At 63.5% G+C, this 17,164-nt stretch carries 16 protein-coding genes; 2 read left to right on the top strand and 14 right to left on the bottom strand.

What is annotated here, in order from left to right; genetic code table 11:
• Positions 1 to 78: 78 nt before the first annotated feature.
• The 5 genes from cysK to trmD all read right to left on the bottom strand — a co-directional run bounded on the left by cysK (position 79) and on the right by trmD (position 4,981).
• On the bottom strand, positions 79 to 1,062 hold the full coding sequence (gene cysK / locus K1X12_RS03670; RefSeq protein WP_225907860.1) for a cysteine synthase A: 984 nt from the start codon (positions 1,060 to 1,062) through the stop codon (positions 79 to 81).
• 93 nt (positions 1,063 to 1,155) lie between these two features.
• Positions 1,156 to 2,118, bottom strand: a complete 963-nt coding sequence (gene bioB / locus K1X12_RS03665) for a biotin synthase BioB (RefSeq protein ID WP_220986279.1) — start codon at positions 2,116 to 2,118, stop codon at positions 1,156 to 1,158.
• 27 nt (positions 2,119 to 2,145) lie between these two features.
• A complete protein-coding gene (gene leuC / locus K1X12_RS03660; protein WP_220986278.1) occupies positions 2,146 to 3,543 on the bottom strand; it encodes a 3-isopropylmalate dehydratase large subunit in 1,398 nt (465 codons plus the stop codon).
• Positions 3,544 to 3,666: 123 nt separating this feature from the next.
• Positions 3,667 to 4,218 (bottom strand): 50S ribosomal protein L19, encoded by a 552-nt coding sequence (rplS, locus tag K1X12_RS17155; RefSeq protein WP_220986277.1) that lies wholly within the window; start codon positions 4,216 to 4,218, stop codon positions 3,667 to 3,669.
• Complete coding sequence (gene trmD / locus K1X12_RS03650; protein ID WP_220986276.1) at positions 4,205 to 4,981, bottom strand: tRNA (guanosine(37)-N1)-methyltransferase TrmD; 777 nt, start codon at positions 4,979 to 4,981, stop codon at positions 4,205 to 4,207. The genes rplS and trmD overlap by 14 nt, the downstream gene beginning before the upstream one ends.
• A 123-nt stretch (positions 4,982 to 5,104) precedes the next feature.
• On the opposite strand from trmD, the gene K1X12_RS03645 reads away from it, so the two are divergent.
• Positions 5,105 to 5,953, top strand: coding sequence for a hypothetical protein (locus K1X12_RS03645; protein ID WP_220986275.1), 849 nt, complete (start codon positions 5,105 to 5,107; stop codon positions 5,951 to 5,953).
• Here K1X12_RS03645 and K1X12_RS03640 read toward each other — a convergent pair.
• Entirely contained in the window at positions 5,950 to 7,755 is a 1,806-nt protein-coding gene (locus K1X12_RS03640) for a monovalent cation:proton antiporter-2 (CPA2) family protein (RefSeq protein ID WP_220986274.1), read from the bottom strand. The genes K1X12_RS03645 and K1X12_RS03640 overlap by 4 nt on opposite strands.
• Positions 7,756 to 7,903: 148 nt before the next feature.
• On the opposite strand from K1X12_RS03640, the gene K1X12_RS03635 reads away from it, so the two are divergent.
• Complete coding sequence (locus K1X12_RS03635; protein ID WP_220986273.1) at positions 7,904 to 8,653, top strand: glycosyltransferase family 2 protein; 750 nt, start codon at positions 7,904 to 7,906, stop codon at positions 8,651 to 8,653.
• Positions 8,654 to 8,665: 12 nt separating this feature from the next.
• On the opposite strand, the gene K1X12_RS03630 is transcribed toward K1X12_RS03635, so the two are convergent.
• The 8 genes from K1X12_RS03630 to K1X12_RS03595 all read right to left on the bottom strand — a co-directional run bounded on the left by K1X12_RS03630 (position 8,666) and on the right by K1X12_RS03595 (position 17,131).
• Positions 8,666 to 10,234: a beta/gamma crystallin-related protein gene (locus K1X12_RS03630; RefSeq protein ID WP_220986272.1), complete on the bottom strand. Its 1,569-nt coding sequence runs from the start codon at positions 10,232 to 10,234 to the stop codon at positions 8,666 to 8,668.
• 94 nt (positions 10,235 to 10,328) lie between these two features.
• Positions 10,329 to 10,868 (bottom strand): ribosome maturation factor RimM, encoded by a 540-nt coding sequence (gene rimM / locus K1X12_RS03625; protein ID WP_220986271.1) that lies wholly within the window; start codon positions 10,866 to 10,868, stop codon positions 10,329 to 10,331.
• Between the two features lie 10 nt (positions 10,869 to 10,878).
• Complete coding sequence (locus tag K1X12_RS03620) at positions 10,879 to 11,748, bottom strand: beta/gamma crystallin-related protein (protein WP_220986270.1); 870 nt, start codon at positions 11,746 to 11,748, stop codon at positions 10,879 to 10,881.
• Between the two features lie 166 nt (positions 11,749 to 11,914).
• Complete coding sequence (gene rpsP / locus K1X12_RS17150) at positions 11,915 to 12,328, bottom strand: 30S ribosomal protein S16 (RefSeq protein ID WP_220986269.1); 414 nt, start codon at positions 12,326 to 12,328, stop codon at positions 11,915 to 11,917.
• 37 nt (positions 12,329 to 12,365) lie between these two features.
• Positions 12,366 to 12,677 carry a chorismate mutase gene (locus K1X12_RS03610; protein WP_220986268.1) on the bottom strand — a complete coding sequence of 104 codons (312 nt, stop codon included), beginning with the start codon at positions 12,675 to 12,677 and terminating at the stop codon, positions 12,366 to 12,368.
• Positions 12,674 to 14,146: a signal recognition particle protein gene (gene ffh / locus K1X12_RS03605; protein ID WP_220986267.1), complete on the bottom strand. Its 1,473-nt coding sequence runs from the start codon at positions 14,144 to 14,146 to the stop codon at positions 12,674 to 12,676. Before ffh ends, K1X12_RS03610 begins: the two co-directional genes overlap by 4 nt.
• Before the next feature lie 177 nt (positions 14,147 to 14,323).
• Positions 14,324 to 14,917, bottom strand: a complete 594-nt coding sequence (locus K1X12_RS03600; protein WP_220986266.1) for a GNAT family N-acetyltransferase — start codon at positions 14,915 to 14,917, stop codon at positions 14,324 to 14,326.
• A gap of 108 nt (positions 14,918 to 15,025) precedes the next feature.
• Complete coding sequence (locus tag K1X12_RS03595; protein WP_225907859.1) at positions 15,026 to 17,131, bottom strand: prolyl oligopeptidase family serine peptidase; 2,106 nt, start codon at positions 17,129 to 17,131, stop codon at positions 15,026 to 15,028.
• Positions 17,132 to 17,164 lie beyond the last annotated feature (33 nt).

Here is a 17,164-nt window from a genome sequence, read left to right as displayed (position 1 = left end):
TGTCCTCCGGAAGTATCTGGCTGACTGTATTAACCAGCTTCCGGAGAATGGCGAGCCCTGCCGCCACGATGACTGCGATCAGACCCCCTCGAAGAGCGCCGTCGAAAGATACCGCTCCGCGAAGCTTGCGAGGATGACGACAATCTGTTTGCCGGCCATTTCCGGCCGCTTGCCGAGCCGAACGGCCGCCGCAGCCGCCGCGCCCGAGGAAATACCGCCCGGGATGCCTTCGATCTTGGCGAGCGTGCGCGCTGTCGCCAGGGCTTCTTCGTTGGAGACTTTCAGGATCTCGTCGATCAGGCTGGTATCGGCATTGCCGGGCACGAAGCCGGCGCCGATGCCCTGGATCATATGCGGGCCGGGCTGGCCGCCGGACAGAACGGGCGAGGCTTCCGGCTCGACCGCCACCATCTTCAGCCCCGGTTTGCGCGGCTTCAGCACGCGGCCAGCGCCGGTAAACGTGCCGCCCGTGCCGATGCCAGCGATGATCGCGTCAACGCCGCCGGCGGTGTCGGCCCAGATTTCTTCGGCGGTGGTTTTCTCATGAATGGCAGGGTTGGCCGGATTGTCGAACTGGCTGGGGCTGACAGCGCCAGGAATCTCGGCAAGCAGTTCCTTGGCGCGCGCGATGGCGCCGCCCATGCCCTTCTCCTTCGGCGTCAGCTCAAGCTCTGCGCCGAGATAGGCGAGCATCTTGCGCCGCTCGATCGACATCGATTCCGGCATGGTGAGGATCAGGCGATAGCCGCGCGCGGCGGCCACGAAAGCAAGGCCGATGCCGGTATTGCCGGAGGTCGGCTCGATCAGCACACCGCCCGGCTTCAGCTTGCCTTCGGCTTCGAGGCTGAGGACCATGGCCAGGCCAATCCGGTCCTTCACGCTGGCCAGCGGATTGAAGAATTCGAGTTTGAACAGGAGGTCGGCGCCGGCACCTTCGGACTTGGCGAATTTCTCGGCCCGCACCAGCGGCGTGGCGCCGACTGTTTCCAGGATCGAGCCATAGATACGCCCACGCGGGCCATCCAGCGTTACACCGCCATCAAGTTTGACTGTTCCGGCCATGACTTTCTCCCTTCAGAGCTTTCTGAAGGGAGAATATCGGTCCCGACCACAAGATTGGCAACCAATCCTGCGTTTAGCTTGCCTAAAGGCAGATCAGCAGGTGGAGCAACCACCTCCGACCGACTCCAGAAGGCGGGAGTCCTTGTCCATCGCCGGATTGGCGGTGGTCAGCAGGCGGTCGCCAACGAAGATGGAGTTGGCGCCAGCCAGGATACAGAGCGCCTGTCCTTCGGAACTCATCGTTTCACGGCCGGCAGAGAGACGCACCCAGCTTTTCGGGAACACGATGCGGCATACGGCGATGGCGCGGGCCAGCTCCAGCGTGTCGAGCTCTTCGCTGTTTGCCAGCGGCGTGCCTTCGATCGGCACCAGCTTGTTGACCGGTACGCTCTCCGGATGCGGCGAGAGCAGCGACAGTTCGTGGATCAGGCCAACGCGGTCAGACCGCGACTCGCCCATGCCGAGGATACCGCCGCAGCATAGCTTGATGCCTGCCTGGCGGGCGCGGCCCAGCGTCTCGATCCGGTCGTCAAAAGTCCGTGTCGTGACAACCGTGCTGTAATATTCGCGCGAGGTGTCGAGGTTGTGGTTGTAATAGTCGAGGCCGGCTTCCTTCAGCGCTTCGGCCTGGCCCTCTTCGAGCATGCCGAGCGTGACGCAGGTTTCGAGGCCTTCGGCTTTCACAGCCGAAATCATCTCCGCCACTTTCGGCAGGTCCCGGTCTTTCAGCGAGCGCCAGGCGGCGCCCATGCAGAAACGGTCTGCACCATTGGCTTTTGCGCGGCGGGCGGCATCAACCACTTCTTCCACCGGCATCAGCTTTTCTGCCTTCAGACCAGTCTTGAAGCTCGCCGACTGGCTGCAATAGCCGCAGTTCTCGGCGCAGCCGCCGGTCTTGATGGAAAGAAGCTGGGATTTCTGGACCTTGCCATCCGGCCAGTTGGCCGCTTTCACCGCCAGGGCGCGGGCGAACAGCTGGTCGAGCGGCAGCTCATACAGCGCGGCGATTTCTTCGCGAGTCCAGTCCTGACGGGGCGTGAGATCGGCAGTGGTCATATGCGCGTTTCCTGATTCGTTGACGGATTATCCGATGACGCCATTGATGGCGGCCCGGGCGGCCAGCGCCGGGCTCATCAGGTGGGTACGCCCACCCCTGCCCTGCCGGCCTTCAAAATTACGGTTGGATGTCGAAGCGCAGCGCTCGCCCGGAGACAGAATGTCCGGGTTCATGCCGAGGCACATGGAGCAGCCCGGCTCGCGCCATTCAAAGCCGGCCTCTGTGAAGACTAGGTCGAGCCCCTCAGACTCCGCCTGCGCGCGCACAAGGCCCGAACCAGGAACGACCATGGCCCGGACGCTCGCCGCCACCTTGTTGCCCTTGGCGATCTCAGCCGCGGCGCGAAGATCCTCGATGCGGCTGTTGGTGCAGGAGCCGATGAAGACGCGCTGAACCGGCGTGCCGGCAATCGGCTGGCCGCCTTCCAGGCCCATATATTCCAGCGCGCGCTCGCAGGCCGCGCGTTTGACCGGATCGGTAAAGTCTTCCGGCTTCGGAACAAGGCCGGAAAGGGCGATGCCCTGTTCCGGGCTGGTGCCCCAGGTGACGGTCGGCTCGACCTCTTCACCCTTGATGTGGATAACAGCGTCAAACTCGGCGCCCTCATCGGTGAACAGGGTACGCCAGTATTTCTCGGCCATCTCCCAGGCGCCGCCTTTCGGCGTGGAGGGGCGGCCTTTCATGTATTCGAAGGTCACCTCATCAGGGGCAACAAGGCCGGCGCGGGCGCCGCCTTCGATGGAGAGGTTGCACAGTGTCATGCGGCCTTCCATCGACAACGCGCGGACAGCTTCGCCGCGATACTCAATGACATGGCCCGTGCCGCCGGCGGTGCCGGTGATGGAGATGACGTGGAGGGCGAGATCCTTCGCCGTCACGCCGTCGCGCAGGCGGCCGGACACTTCGACGGCCATATTCTTCATCTTGCGCGCGCGCAGGGTCTGTGTGGCGAGCACATGCTCGACCTCGGACGTGCCGATGCCATGGGCCAGCGCGCCGAAGGCGCCATGAGTGGAGGTATGGCTATCACCGCAAACGATGGTCATGCCCGGCTGGGTGCGCCCCTGCTCCGGCCCGACGACATGGACAATACCATTGTTGATGTCGCCCATCGGGAAGAACTCGATGCCATGTTCCGCCACATTGCGCGTCAGCGTTTCGAGCTGGTTGCGCGCTTCGGGATCCTTCACGCCGGGCAGGCCGAGGGCCTGATTTTCCGTCGGCGTGTTATGATCGGCCACAGCCAGCGTCAGCTCCGGACGGCGCACCTTGCGGCCAGCCGTTTTCAGGCCAGCAAAGGCCTGGGGCGTGGTGACCTCATGGATCAGGTGAAGGTCGATATAGAGAAGGCTCTCCCCCGATTGCGGATCGGTGTGGACGACATGGGATTCCCAGACTTTGTCGTAGAGCGTCTTAGCGGACATTTTGGCCTCTCTCTTGCGCGGCGCACAATAGCGATGACGACCGCTTAGGGAAGCCTTGCCCATGCGAAAACGCCCTCCGGTGAGGGAGGGCGTTCACATAGCTGATATGCTGGAAGCGAAAGCTTACGCTTCGCCGCCCTCTGCAGGAGCTTCAGCAGCAGCGGCTGCTTCGGCGGCTGCGGCAGCAGCAGCATCGGCCTTGGCTTTTTCAGCGCGCGCCTGAGCAGCAGCTTCCTTGCGGTTTGCTTTCTCGGCATCCTTCTGGCGGCGGCGCTCGGTTTTGGAGACAGCAACTTCCTGCTGCTCGATGCCGTGACCCGTGGTGCGCTCGGCGATACGGGCGCCTTTGCCGCGCAGATCGCGCAGATAGTAGAGTTTCGCGCGGCGCACGCGGCCTTTGCGAATAACTTCGATCGAGTCGATCACCGGCGAGACCAGCGGGAAAACGCGCTCGACGCCTTCACCGAACGAGATCTTGCGGACAGTGAAGCTCTCATTGATGCCACCGCCGGAACGGGCGATGCAGACGCCCTCATAGCGCTGCACGCGCTCACGGTCGCCTTCCTTGATCTTCACGTTCACAGCGACCGTGTCGCCGGGTGAAAATTGCGGGATATTCTTGTCGCCGAGGACGCGCGCGATTTCAGCGGTCTCAAGCTCTTTAATCAGGTTCATCGCCAGTCTCCGGCGCATTGGTGGTCGGGGTTTCGGAGTAAGCGGCGTATAAATCGGGGCGGCGCTCAAAAGTCAACGCCTTTGAGCGGCTGATTCGCCACTCTTCTATACGCTTATGATCGCCAGACAGCAAAACCGGGGGGGTTAGGCGCCCCTCCCACTCCCTTGGGAGGGTGTATTGGGGATATTCGAGGAGGCCATTCTCGAAAGATTCCCCTGTAATTGAAGCGGAATTTCCGGCAACCCCCGGCAAAAGGCGCACCGCCGCCTCCAGCATGGCCATTGCGGCGACATCGCCGCCCGCCAGAACAAAGTCGCCGAGGGAAACCTCCTGCATATTCCGGCCTTCAAGGACTCGTTCGTCGAGTCCCTCGAACCTTCCGCAGAAAAGGATGACACCGGGACCGGCGGCCCAGTCGCGCGCCATCTGCTGGTCAAAACGGCGCCCGCGCGGGGACAGATAGATGACAGGCCGTGTCCCTTCAGGGACAGATTGGGTACTTTCCGTATCACTCTGTGTACTTTTGAGGCCTTTTTGAACGAAATCGATCGCCTCAGCGGCCACATCCGGACGCAAGACGAGACCGGCCCCGCCCCCGGCAGGCGTGTCATCGACCTTGCGATGCTTGCCGAGACCGAACTGGCGCAGATCGACCGTTTCGAGATCCCACAGCCCCTCGGCGCGCGCGCGGCCAAGGATCGAAGCGCCAAGCGGACCCGGCCAGGCTTCCGGGATGAGGGTGATGGCAGTGGCCTTGAACATGGGCGCCTCCCTAATCCATCTGCCACCAGCCGGCCAGAGCGGCAAACGGCCAGTCTCCCGAAAAATCGTTCTGATTGATTTTCTGACTCCCTTGGGGCATAATTCCCTTGTGGGAGGGACACCATGGGACAGCACATTAACTGGATGATTGCTGCGGCGCTCGTCAGCCTGTCGGCCTGTTCGACGACGAGTTTCGCGCCGCCCGTCGTGGAAGGCCCCGGATCGCAGAAAACTTTGTCGGAGGGTTTGAACCTGCTCGACAGATACACGACGGAATACCGCAACGCGGCGGCCGACATTGCGAACGGGCGGCAATTTTTCGACGTGCCGGCCATGGTTGCACTGGTCGGCGGAACCACGGCGGCAGCACTTGGCGCGAATGCGGACGTTGCCATCGGAACCGGTGCAGTCAGCGCGCTGGCTTCCAGCGCGAGACAATATTATGCGCCCGATGATCGCGCCGACATATATTATGACGCCGTCGAGGCATTCTCCTGCATCCGGCGGGAAACGCTTGGCATCAGCATAAAAACGACCGATGCAAAAATGCAGCTGTCCGGCGCCAGGATTTTCATCGACGGCGCAAAACGCCGGGACGGCGCCGGCGCCGGCGCCGCAGATATCGCGAATGCCCAGGCATTTATCGACACCTTGAATGAACTGATCATAGATCGGGAAACGCAGGCCTACGGGATGCTGTATGACGCGATACTCAGTGTCGAGAACAAGGCACGGCAACGCCTGTCGACCAAAGGTTCGATTGCCGACGCGACGACAATCGCGGCCCTGGTGATGCAGTATCAGAAGCAAATCGAGGACGCGAAGAAGCCGCCACCTGCAGACGGAGCGGCGATGGATTTCCTGTCTGACGCCTCTGCGATTGGGACATCTATGTCTGCCTGGGCAAACACGATCAACCTGGAAGAGTTGCAGCCCAAGCTCGCCCAGTGCGTTCTGCTGTCTGTTGACTAGCTGCCCGCAGGTTCGGGGTCGCCGTCCGGTTTCCTGCTGCTCAGCGGCACAGACCCGCCGCCATTGCCGAACATCAGTTCGCGGCCAGCGAAGGTGCCGCCGGTGAGTTGGAGGGCGAAGCGTTCTTCGTCGCGGCGGCGGACCTCCTCGATCGCGTCATCGATGGCCTCTTCCGGCTCGCCCAGACGTTCAAGCGCGCCGCGCGCGAATTTGAGGGCGGATTCAAAGGTTTCGCGGACGGGGTAATCGACCCCTGCCCGGACGAGCTGAAGGCCATGATCCCGGTCATAGGCACGGGCGAGCACGAGAACGCCGGGAAATTCATGCCGGACAATCTCAACGATCTTGGTGGTTGCAGCCGGATCATCGACGCAGACAAGGATCAGGGACGCGTGATGAGCGCCCGCCGCATGAAGAATATCGAGCCGCTGACCATCGCCATACCAGACCTTGAAACCGAAATCCCCGGCAGCCCGGATCATCTCCGGATCGTTATCGATCAGGGTGATGGAATAACCGCGCGCGAGCAGCGGCTGGCTGGCGAGCTGGCCGAAGCGGCCAAAGCCGATGAGCAGCGCCGTGCCGCGCGCGTCATGCGGGGTTTCCACGCCGGAGGCGTCAACCTCGACCTCCGGCATCAGCCGGTCATGGATAAGGACGAAAAGCGGCGTCATCAGCATGGAGACGATGATGATCGCCGTCAGCATGGCGCTGCCTTCGGGATCGATCAGGCCAACGCCGAGGGCGGCGGCATAAAGGACGAAGGCGAACTCCCCGCCTTGCGTCATCAGCACCGTCCGCTCGATGGCTTCGCGGTGGTTTGCCTTGAACAGGCGGGCGACGCCGTAAACGCCGGCGGCCTTGAGGACCGTGAAGGCGGCAACACTGATCGCGATAACTTCCCAGTTGGCGAAGACGATATTGAGATCGAGCGACATGCCGACCGCAAGGAAAAAGAGGCCGAGGAGAACACCCCGGAAGGGCTCGATATCGGCCTCAAGTTCATGCCGGTAGGACGATTCAGACAGCAGCACACCCGCAAGGAAAGCGCCCATGGCGGTGGAGAGACCACCAAGCTGCATCCACCAGGCCGCGCCGAGAACCAGCAGCAGTGAGGCCGCCGTCATCACTTCGCGCGCCCGCGCCGCGGCCAGCACGCGGAAGATCGGGTTGAGCAGGTAACGCCCGGCAAGGATAAGCCCGAGGATACAGCCAAGACCTATGCCGACGCCCTGCAGGCGTTCCATCAGGGTGACATCCCCGCCCCCCGGCGCGAGGAAGGCGACGAGCGCGAGCAGCGGCACGATGGCGAGATCCTCGAACAGGAGGATGGAGACCATCTTCTGACCGCGCGTCTTTGCCAGGTCGCCCCGTTCCTGCAGCATCTGCATGACAATGGCAGTCGAGGTGAGGACGAAACCCGTGCCGGCGATCAGCGACGTCTGCGCCGAATAGCCGAGCGCCATCCCGACCCAGGAGAGGAGCAGCATGCAGACGCCGACCTGCGCGAGCCCAAGCCCGAAAATATCCTTCCGCATCGCCCAGAGCCGGGAGGGCTGCATCTCAAGGCCGACGATAAAGAGGAACATCACGACGCCAAGTTCGGCGACATGCAGGATGGCCGAGGGCTCGGTAAAGACCCGGAAGCCAAAGGGCCCGATGACGAGACCGGCGGCCAGATAGCCCAGCACCGAGCCAAAGCCGATCCGCTTGAACAGGGGCACGGCCAGCACCGCCGAGCCGAGCAGGATGACGACCGGTGCCAGATCCAGCGCATGTGAGGCGTGCGATTCAGTGGCCATGACCATCCCCCAATGTGTGCTTCTGCTTCCAGTCATAGTGGGATTGATGCAGCGCGCAACGTCACCCCATATCCCAAGGCCGCGCTCAATTGCTGACAGGCGCCCGCTTTTGCGGCTAAGAAATGGTTGTTATCAATAAGGCCGCCGCATGAGCCCCTCTCCCAAACTGTCCGTCCTGATCCCTTTCTTCAATGAAGCGGGCAATATCCATCCAGTGATCGAGGAAGTGCACACGGCGCTGGCCGGCATCGATTTCGAGATTGTCTGCGTCAATGACTGCTCCGGCGACGCGACCGGGGCCGAACTGGCCGAGGCCCTGGAGACATACCCCGGCACGGTGACCGTGCTGACCCATGTGCAGCGGCGCGGGAAATCGGCGGCGCTGTTTACCGGGCTGCGGTCCGTGCGCGGAGAGTGGGTGCAGTTGCTGGACGGCGACGGGCAGAACGACCCGGCTGACACGGCGCGCCTCTGGAATGAGATCATCGCACCGGGCGCCCCGGCGAAGCTCGGCATCATCGCGGGCAAACGCAACAGCCGGAACGATTCCGGCTTCAAATGGCTGCAATCGCGCATCGCCAATGGCGTACGCCGGTTTGTGCTTCAGGATGACGCGACCGACACCGGATGCGGCTGGAAATTGATCCGCACGCGCGCTTTCCGCGACCTGCCATATTTTGCGTCCATGCACCGGTTCCTGCCTGCCCTGATCAAGCGGGCCGGTTGGGATGTGCATGAAGAGCTGGTAAATGACCGCCCGCGCCTGGCCGGGCAATCCAAGTATGGATTCCTGGGCCGGCTGGGCGCGGGCATCTTTGACCTGATCGGCATGTTCTGGCTGGTCCGGCGCGGCGGCTATGGGGTCGCCGCCGAGTGGAACGATCCGCGCGCAAGCTGATCCTTTTACGGATCAGTCCTGCGAGCTGCCGGAGCGGCGGCCACCGCGGCCACCGCCACCTTCACCACCACCGCCTCTGCCACCACGCTCAACCCTCGGCGGAGGCGCAGGCCGCGACACGGCTGTAGTTGGCGTCGAAGACGGACGGGAAACAGGCGCGGGAGGCGGAGACGCCACCGGACGGGACTCGGCCGGACGCGTCAGGCCGCGATCACCGCCCCGGCCACCGCGAAAGCCATCGCCGCCACCACCGCCGCGCGGCGGGCTGGCAACCGGCTTTGATCCACCAGGCGCGCCGCGGAGTTCATCTCCCCTGCCGCCACGGCGGCCACCCTCATCCCGGCCCGGACGTTCTCTGGGCGGGGCCGATACGACCGGCGGCGAGGACGGCGAAGAGCCTGCGCCCGTTCGCCCGCCCCGATCACCGCGGTCGCCACGGTCTCCGCGCGACCCCCGGTCGCCGCCACTTGTGCGGCTGTCGTCCCGGTTACCGCGCCAGCTGCCATCGCGGGAGCCACGGCCACCTGGTGTGCCGATGGCAGCGCCGCCGCCCGCGCCGCCGGAAAGGTCGCCGCGGGGGCGGTCTCCTCCCCTTCCATCACCGCGGCGGGGATCTGTCGGAATACTGCCGCCCGTGCGGGGAGGACCGGCGGCATCTGTCCGCGTACGGTCACCAGCGCCCCAACCGCGATCGCGCGAATCTGTCCGCCCACGGTCTCTGGCACGGTCACCCGTGCGCGGGCCGTCATCCCGGTTCCAGTCGCGGGGGCGATCCCGGTCCCTATCTCTGTCTCTGTCTCGATCACGATCCCAATTGCCATCACCGCGACCGGGCCCACGGCCATCGCCCCGCCATTTGCCATCGGGGCGGCGGCGCCAATCGTCGCGGGATCCACGCCGGTCCCAGTATTTGTGGTCCTTGCCCCAATGCTTCTTCCAATAGGGGTTCACATAGACCGGGCGCGGAAGAATCCGGTAGGTGTAGGAAACGTATCGCGGACCGCCATAAGGGCGCCAGGCGAAACCGTAGGGATCGTAACCCCAGCGAGGATCGTAATAGCCAAAGCGCCAGTAGTCGGGCGAGTAGCCGTAATGCTGAACACTGATGCGCAGGTTGCTGGAATAGCCATAGTTCCAGCCATGATCGCCCCAGCTCTCATTGTGAGCGTAGCGGATGTAGCCATGATCATCACGCGTGAACATGAGGCCGTGCTGGGCCTCTGTATATTCATAGATCGGACGAATGGAGGTGACCCGGCCATCGAGGCCGAACCAGCCGAGATCGGGAACGTCTTCGCGGACAAACACGCAGCGACCGGTGAAGTTTACATGCTCGCAGAGTTCCCACTGGCCAGCGAGCACAGCGACAGAGCGCGGACGGTCGTTGAAGGCGAGATCGTGCAGCGAGACGAACGGATCGAAGGCTTCGCGCACATCGCCGTAAAAATCCTTGCCACTGAAGAGGGCGATGGCGGCGGGCGCCTGGCCTTCATCATAATAGGTGTCGGCAAAAGCCGGGGCGGCTGCCGTAACCATCGGCAGCGAAAGGGTGAGCGCGATGCGCCGGATCGAGACCCGCATGAGGGCTCCTTTCGTCCATTACGCTCGCAGAATGACATGGCCCACCTGAACGCCCCGCAACAAACTGCAATTGGGCTGCAATCGGTGGCCGGGTTCAGCTTTCCTCGTCCGGATTCGCCCAGAGGGAGAGTTCAGGGATGACAACACGCCGGCTGGCCATGTCGATCACCGGCACATCGGCGCGCGTGAACGGGACATAGACGGTACTCGGCAGGCCGGTGATCTCGATTTCCAGGAGATCGCCCGCGCCGAAGTTCTGAACCGCGCGCACACGGCCCTCGGGCGCATCGCCCACAGTGTAGACCGGCAGGCCGATGAGATCCTCAAAGTAGAATTCGTCATCATCAGCTTCTGGCAGCTGGTCGCGCGAGACATGCACGAGGCAGCCGCGCAGGGCGTCCCACTCTTCCTTCTGGAGCGACTCCTTCGGGCGGACGATATGGTGATCGCTGCCGGGACGCACCGACACCGGCGTCAGGAGAACCTTGCCGGCCTCGTCCATCAGGGGGCCGTAGGAGAAGAGAATGTCCGGATCGGCCGTGAAGCTCTTGACCCGAACCTCACCGCGAACGCCATGGGCGCCCTTCAGGACGCCCATGGGAATAAGCCGGTCTTTGGCAGGAAGTTTCGTCATGCGCCGCCCCTTAGCGGCAAATCACGTCCGAGAGAACTGGGCCTGATGCTTTATAGCTCGCTTCCCGGAAACCCCGGCTCTGGCAGAAGCGGGTGGCGGAGCCGCTGTCATTGGTGATGCGGCGGCCATACTCGGTCGGCGCAGGGAAAAACACCGAGGTTTCGCCTTCAAATCCGCCGCGCGTATCGCGGATCGAGCCCGGCGGCGAGGTGACCGGCCGGCGCCACGGCCCCTCTCTGCGCACATCATACCGACGGAAGGACGTTATGGTGTCGTTGAGGCCGAGGGCGCCGAGATTGCCGGTTGAGGCATCGAGCAGTTCGCACTGGCCGCGATAATCGGCATGTTCGCAGACCAGCCAGGCGCCGCGATTGATCATCACCGAGCTGGCGCGGTCATTGAAGCGAAACCGGCCAAGCGAGGCCTCGCCCTGATCGAAGCCGACAAATTCGCCGCCGAAATTATTGTCGGCGAAGAAGGCGATGTCGTAGCTGCGCGGGCCTTTGTCATACGGGACGAGCTTGGCCGAGGAGATGGCGCCCGACAGGCCGATCTCACCGAGATTGCGGACCGTGCGGTCGACATATTCGCATTTGCCCTTGTAGCCGCCATCCTGACAGACGAGCCAGACGCCGCCGGTCACCTCGACGCTGCGGGCCTTGTCGTTGAAGCGGACGCTGCTGAAGCTCGGCTGGTCGCTGGTGAGGGCCATGGCGGTGCCGCGTAGATTGGTATCGGCGTAGAAAACGATACCGGGCGAGCCCTTGGGCAGGCTTGAGCCGCCCCGCTGGGCAAGGGCGGCGGGCGCGAAGGCAGCGGCCGAGAGGCCGGCCACGAGAAGCAGGCGGGGCAAGAGGGAGGAAAGGGCGCGGGTGAGCATGGAGGTGGCTCCTTGTTTCGGTCAGGCGTCAGATCTGACACGGGCTGGCTGAACGCGGCGTGCGCCCCTTGTTGGCAGATGTTCAGGTGAAGCTGAACCGCAGACATGAAAAGACCGGCGCCCGAGAAGGGCGCCGGCCGTTTCAGGAGACTGCCTTGAGGAAGGCTTAGCCTTCGCTGGATTCCTCAGCCGGCGCAGCGGCGGCTTCTGCAGCAGCAGCTTCACGGGCAGCGGCTTTGTCGGCGCGCTCTTTCGCACGCTCCTGGGCGCGCTTGCCCGGCTCGGCTTTCTTCGGGTTGTTGCCATTGGTCCAGGTGGCCACCGGCTTGCCGTCAACTTCGACTTTCGAGAGGAAGCGGGCCACGCGGTCGGTCGGCTGGGCGCCTTTGGCGATCCAGTCGGCAGCCTTGGCAGCATCGACCTTCACGCGGTCCGGCGAGTCCTTGGCGATACGCGGATCATAGGTGCCGATTTTCTCGATGAAGCGGCCGTCACGCGGCGCGCGCGCGTCAGCGACGACGATCGAGTAGAACGGGCGTTTTTTCGAGCCGCCACGGGCGAGACGAATTTTGAGTGACATGGGGTTTCTCCTGTAAGTCTTGTCTCTCGGGGTTCTTTTATTCGGCCTCTTGGCCGCGGATCTGTTCATGATGGCGGATGACTTCCGCCACGATGAAATTCAGGAATTTCTCGGCAAAGGCCGGATCGAGACCGGATTCCTTTGCAAGATGTCTCAGACGCTCAATCTGCTGGCCTTCGCGGGATTTGTCCGCAGGCGGCATATTGTGGAGCGCTTTCAGCTTGCCGACCTGCTGGGTCAGCTTGAAGCGCTCGGCGAGCGTGTGGATGAGGATGGAGTCCATATTGTCGATGGACGCACGCAGCTGGTTCAGCTGGAACTGGGCGAGGGTCTGGTCAGCGTTGGTCATTTCTTTTTAGCTCCCCCTGGAAGACCCGGCAGGCCACCGGGAAGGCCGCCGCCGAGACCGGGCAATCCGCCCGGCGGGAGCGCGCCGCTGCCCATTTTCGCCAGATCGGCCTGAGAAATGCCCGCCTGCTGGGCCATGCCAAGCATGCTTTTCATGCCGCCCTTGGTGCGCATCTTCTTCATCATTGTGGCCATCTGCTGGTGCATCTTCAGCACCTTGTTGACGTCCGACACATCAACCCCGGCGCCAGCCGCGATGCGCTTGCGGCGCGAGGCGTTGAGCAGGGCCGGCTTGCGGCGTTCTTCCCGCGTCATGGAGGAAATGATCGCCTCCTGACGTTTCAGGATACGGTCGTCCAGATTGGCCGAAGCCATCGCTTCCTTGGCTTTGCGCACGCCGGGCATCATGCCCATGATGCCGCCGAGGCCGCCCATGCGCTGCATCTGGCGCAATTGTTCGGCGAGGTCTTCCAGATCGAATTCGCCCTTCTTGAGCTTGGCCGCCATGCGTTCGGCCTTTTCGGCATCGAACTGCTCAGCAGCTTTTTCGACGAGGCTGACGATATCGCCCTGGCCGAGGATGCGGCCGGCAACGCGGCGCGCGTCGAACGCGTCGAGGCCGTCCAGCTTTTCGCCGACGCCGAGGAATTTGATCGGCAGGCCGGTGACCGCGCGCATCGAGAGCGCTGCGCCGCCGCGGCCATCGCCGTCCATCCGGGTAAGGACAAGGCCGGTAAGGGGCAGGCGCTCATGGAAACGGCGGGCGGTTTCAACCGCATCCTGACCGGTGAGCGCATCGGCCACCAGCAGCACTTCGGACGGATTGGCGATAGCGGCGATTTCGGCCGCCTCGGCCATCATCTGTTCGTCGATCGAGGTGCGGCCTGCCGTATCGAGGAAGAGAACGTCATATCCGCCGATCTTGGCGGCCTGCAGCGCGCGGCGGGCAATGTCTGCCGGAAGCTGGCCGGGGATGATCGGCAGGGAGCTGACCGTTTCACCGGCCTGGCCGGCGAGAATGGCGAGCTGCTCCATCGCGGCGGGGCGGCGCACGTCCAGCGAAGCAAGGAGGACTTTCTTCTTGCCGCGCTCGGCCAGGCGTTTGGCGAGCTTGCCTGTAGTGGTGGTTTTACCCGAGCCCTGAAGGCCGGCCATCATCACGACCGCCGGGGGCGAGTCGATGCGCAGGGCGCTGGCGTCTTCCTCGGCGCCGAGCATATCGACCAGACCGTCATAAACGATCTTGATGACCTGCTGGCCGGGCTTGACCGAGCGGATGACCTCTTCGCCAACGGCGCGGGTCTTCACCTTTTCAACGAATTCTTTGACGACCGGGAGCGCAACGTCGGCTTCGAGCAGCGCCACGCGGATTTCGCGCAGCGCTTCATTCACGTCCTTTTCGGACAGCGCGCCGCGGCCGGTGAGACCGTCGAAAATACTGCCAAGACGTTCGCTAAGGGCGTCGAACATACCGCGTTACTCCTTCGTTTCCGCACAAAACACGAAAGCCCCGCTGAGCGAGACATCGCCGGGCGGGGGGCCCCGCTGGCCTCCCGTTCCTGTCATATAGGAACTTGTGCCGGTCAGGGCGCGCTTATCGAAATTGCGCGAAATGTGGGGGGCCTAAAGCACGTAGCAATCCACAGGTCAAGCTTTGGCGGCCAAAGCCTCCACATGGGCGGTGAGGCTGTCTATGGTCCGGTCGATCTCGGTGGTGACCAGCGAAAACACCGCCACATCGGCCCAGAGCCCGTTTGCGGCACGCATATAATGGCGCAGAACGCCCTCTTCCGCGGCACCAAAACGCTGGATGGCGGCGACCGCATCCTTGTTTTCGACGCTGACATGGAACTCGATCCGCTGGAACCGGCAGTCCCGCGCGCGCTGCATCAGGGCGAGCGACGTGGCCGCCGAGAGCAGCCCGCCCCGCATTTCCGGCGGATGCCAGCGATACCCAATCCGCAAACGCCGGTGGAGGCGGACGATATTCATGAAAGCCACGACCCCGGCAAACGCGCCATCGGTTGTGCGCGTGATGGCGAAGGGCACCATATGTCCGTCGCGGTAATCCTGCTGGGTCTGGTCGAAATAGGTGTTGAAACTGATGCCGCGCTCCATCATCGGCATCCAGCGCCACATCGCCTCGATGGCGCCGGCGCCGGCCAGAACAGGGCGATGCGCCTCGCAGATGGGATCGAGACGAACATTGGCCACCGATAATCCGGGTGCGTCGAGTTTCATTCACCGGTTATGCCATATTCGCCGGAGCGGGGCAAAAAAGAACGGGCCGGAAAAACCGGCCCGCTCATCACAATCTGCGGCGCAAGGATATATCTGCGCCGGTGTCTCTTACCCCCCGGTCTCGCTGGCCGGCTTCGGGAAAAGCTGGCGGGTGAGATAGGTGTACTCGAGGGCGGAGCGCTTGGCGCGGGCCGTCTGGTCAGCAGCCGCCGCGTGGCCCCCATCCATGTTCTCGAAATAGAGGAAGGGAAGACCGGCTTCCTCGAAGCGCTTGGCCATCTTGCGGGCATGGCCCGGATGGACGCGGTCGTCCTTCGTCGAAGTGACGAAGAAGGGCACCGGATAGGGCTTGGACGCATCGAAGTTCTGGTAGGGCGAGATCGTCTCGAGGAAGGCGCGCTCTTCCGGCACATCCGGCGAGCCGTATTCGTCGACCCAGGAAGCGCCCGCCAGGAGGAGATGGAAACGGATCATGTCGAGCAGCGGCACCTGAACGACAACCGCGTTCCAGAGGTCCGGACGCTGATTGAGCATGACGCCCATCAGCAGGCCACCATTGGAGCCGCCCATGATGCCGAGATGTTCCGGGCGCGTCACACCGCGCGCGATGAGATCTTCGCCCACGGAGATGAAGTCATCATAGATATGCTGGCGGTTCTGCTTGAGGCCGGCCTGGTGCCAGTTGGGGCCGAACTCGCCGCCGCCGCGAATGTTGGCGAGGACATAGGCGCCGCCCTGCTCCAGCCAGAGACGGCCACTGACGGGGCTGTAGCCCGGCGTCATCGACACCTGGAAACCGCCATAGCCATAAAGCAGCGTCGGCGTTGTGCCGTCGAGGGGCATGTCTTCCTTATGGACGATGAAGTAGGGAACCTTCGTGCCGTCGGTGGAGGTGGCGAAGAACTGTTCGACCTTGAGGCCGGTGGCGTCAAACTTGGCCGGCAGGGATTTGAGCGTCGTCACTTCGCCGCTGGCGACATCATAGCTGAGCAGCGAGCTGGGCGTGAGGAAATCCTCATAGTTGAGGAAGACGGCGGTTTCGTCTTCATCGGCAAAGGCTATGCCGACTTCGCCCGTGCCCGGAAGGGTGACCGGCGTGGTCGTCCATCCGCTCTCGGAGGGTTCGATGCGCAGCACCTTGCCGATGACATTCTCGCTGATCGAGAGGAGCGCGGCGCCCTTGGCGATGGCAACGCCGTTGACGGCCTGGGTTTCCGACGGGCGGAAGGCCAGCGTGACCGGCGGCAGCGCGCGGGTTTCAAGATAGGTGTCGAGATCGAAGGCGAGGAGATCGCCTGCCTTGAAGGCGTCCTGGCCTTCGGGGGTCCAGTCCTGCTCGATAGTGAAGAGGAACTGGCCTTTATAGATGCCGTTTGGCGAGGCTTTCATCGGCAGCGGCCAGCGCACCGCTTCGGTTTCGCCTTCGGGGAACCAGTAGTAATTCTGTGTGAAGAAGGTTTCAGACTGGACGGCGCCCTGGAGCACGCGGCCGTCTTCCAGCTTCAGCGCCATCGGCCAGACGCCGACATCGGTTGCCTTGCCGCGCAGCAGCTCGACGGCGCTTTCAACCGGCGTGCCGCGCTGCCAGCGCTTGACGATGGAGGGGTAGCCAGATTCCGTCAGCGAGCCTTCGCCCCAGTCGGTGGCGATGAGCAGCGTATCGGGGCCAGCCCAGGCGATGCCCTGCTTGGCTTCGCCGGTGACGAAGCCGCCTTCGACGAAGGATTTGGTGGCGAGGTTGAACTCGCGATTGATCACCGCATCCTTGCCGCCATTGGAGAGCGAGACGAGGCAGCGCCATCCGCCGCCCGCTTCCGGGCGCAGGCAGTTGGCGCCCTTATAGACCCAGTTGGCGCCTTCATCGGCGGAGAGCTTGTCGAAATCGAGGATGGTTTCCCAGTCCGGGGTCTCGGTTGCGTAGCTTTCCAGCGAGGCGCGGCGCCACAGGCCGCGGACACTGGTTTCGTCCTGCCAGAAATTATAGACATAGCCGTCGCGCACGGTGCCGTAGGGGATGCGCGCGGCAGAGGTGAGCACATCGATCGCGGCCGCCTCGTAGGCAGCGTAGTGCGGATCGGCCTGAAGCTCTGCCAGCGTGCGTTCGTTCTGCGCGGTGACCCAGGCGAGAGCCTCGGTGCCTTCGACTTCTTCTAGCCACAGATGGGAAGCCGGATCGAAGGCGGCGGCGGCAGGCGTCTGAGTGTCAGCGGTCAAGTTCGTCTCCGGTTGAGGGTCTGTTGCGCAGGC

This window comes from Hyphomonas sediminis (genome assembly GCF_019679475.1).
GTDB lineage: Bacteria > Pseudomonadota > Alphaproteobacteria > Caulobacterales > Hyphomonadaceae > Hyphomonas > Hyphomonas sediminis.
The sequence above is the reverse complement of the archived record's forward strand: the minus strand, read 5'-3'. Positions and strand labels throughout refer to the sequence as shown.

Excerpts from the sequence above, each read along its gene's own strand:
- cysK (WP_225907860.1), bottom strand. The coding sequence starts at position 1,062 with ATGGCCGGAACAGTCAAACTTGATGGCGGTGTAACGCTGGATGGCCCG.
- bioB (WP_220986279.1), bottom strand. The coding sequence starts at position 2,118 with ATGACCACTGCCGATCTCACGCCCCGTCAGGACTGGACTCGCGAAGAA.
- leuC (WP_220986278.1), bottom strand. The coding sequence starts at position 3,543 with ATGTCCGCTAAGACGCTCTACGACAAAGTCTGGGAATCCCATGTCGTC.
- rplS (WP_220986277.1), bottom strand. The coding sequence starts at position 4,218 with ATGAACCTGATTAAAGAGCTTGAGACCGCTGAAATCGCGCGCGTCCTC.
- trmD (WP_220986276.1), bottom strand. The coding sequence starts at position 4,981 with ATGTTCAAGGCCACTGCCATCACCCTCATCCCGGAAGCCTGGCCGGGT.
- K1X12_RS03645 (WP_220986275.1), top strand. The coding sequence starts at position 5,105 with ATGGGACAGCACATTAACTGGATGATTGCTGCGGCGCTCGTCAGCCTG.
- K1X12_RS03640 (WP_220986274.1), bottom strand. The coding sequence starts at position 7,755 with ATGGCCACTGAATCGCACGCCTCACATGCGCTGGATCTGGCACCGGTC.
- K1X12_RS03635 (WP_220986273.1), top strand. The coding sequence starts at position 7,904 with ATGAGCCCCTCTCCCAAACTGTCCGTCCTGATCCCTTTCTTCAATGAA.
- K1X12_RS03630 (WP_220986272.1), bottom strand. The coding sequence starts at position 10,234 with ATGCGGGTCTCGATCCGGCGCATCGCGCTCACCCTTTCGCTGCCGATG.
- rimM (WP_220986271.1), bottom strand. The coding sequence starts at position 10,868 with ATGACGAAACTTCCTGCCAAAGACCGGCTTATTCCCATGGGCGTCCTG.
- K1X12_RS03620 (WP_220986270.1), bottom strand. The coding sequence starts at position 11,748 with ATGCTCACCCGCGCCCTTTCCTCCCTCTTGCCCCGCCTGCTTCTCGTG.
- rpsP (WP_220986269.1), bottom strand. The coding sequence starts at position 12,328 with ATGTCACTCAAAATTCGTCTCGCCCGTGGCGGCTCGAAAAAACGCCCG.
- K1X12_RS03610 (WP_220986268.1), bottom strand. The coding sequence starts at position 12,677 with ATGACCAACGCTGACCAGACCCTCGCCCAGTTCCAGCTGAACCAGCTG.
- ffh (WP_220986267.1), bottom strand. The coding sequence starts at position 14,146 with ATGTTCGACGCCCTTAGCGAACGTCTTGGCAGTATTTTCGACGGTCTC.
- K1X12_RS03600 (WP_220986266.1), bottom strand. The coding sequence starts at position 14,917 with ATGAAACTCGACGCACCCGGATTATCGGTGGCCAATGTTCGTCTCGAT.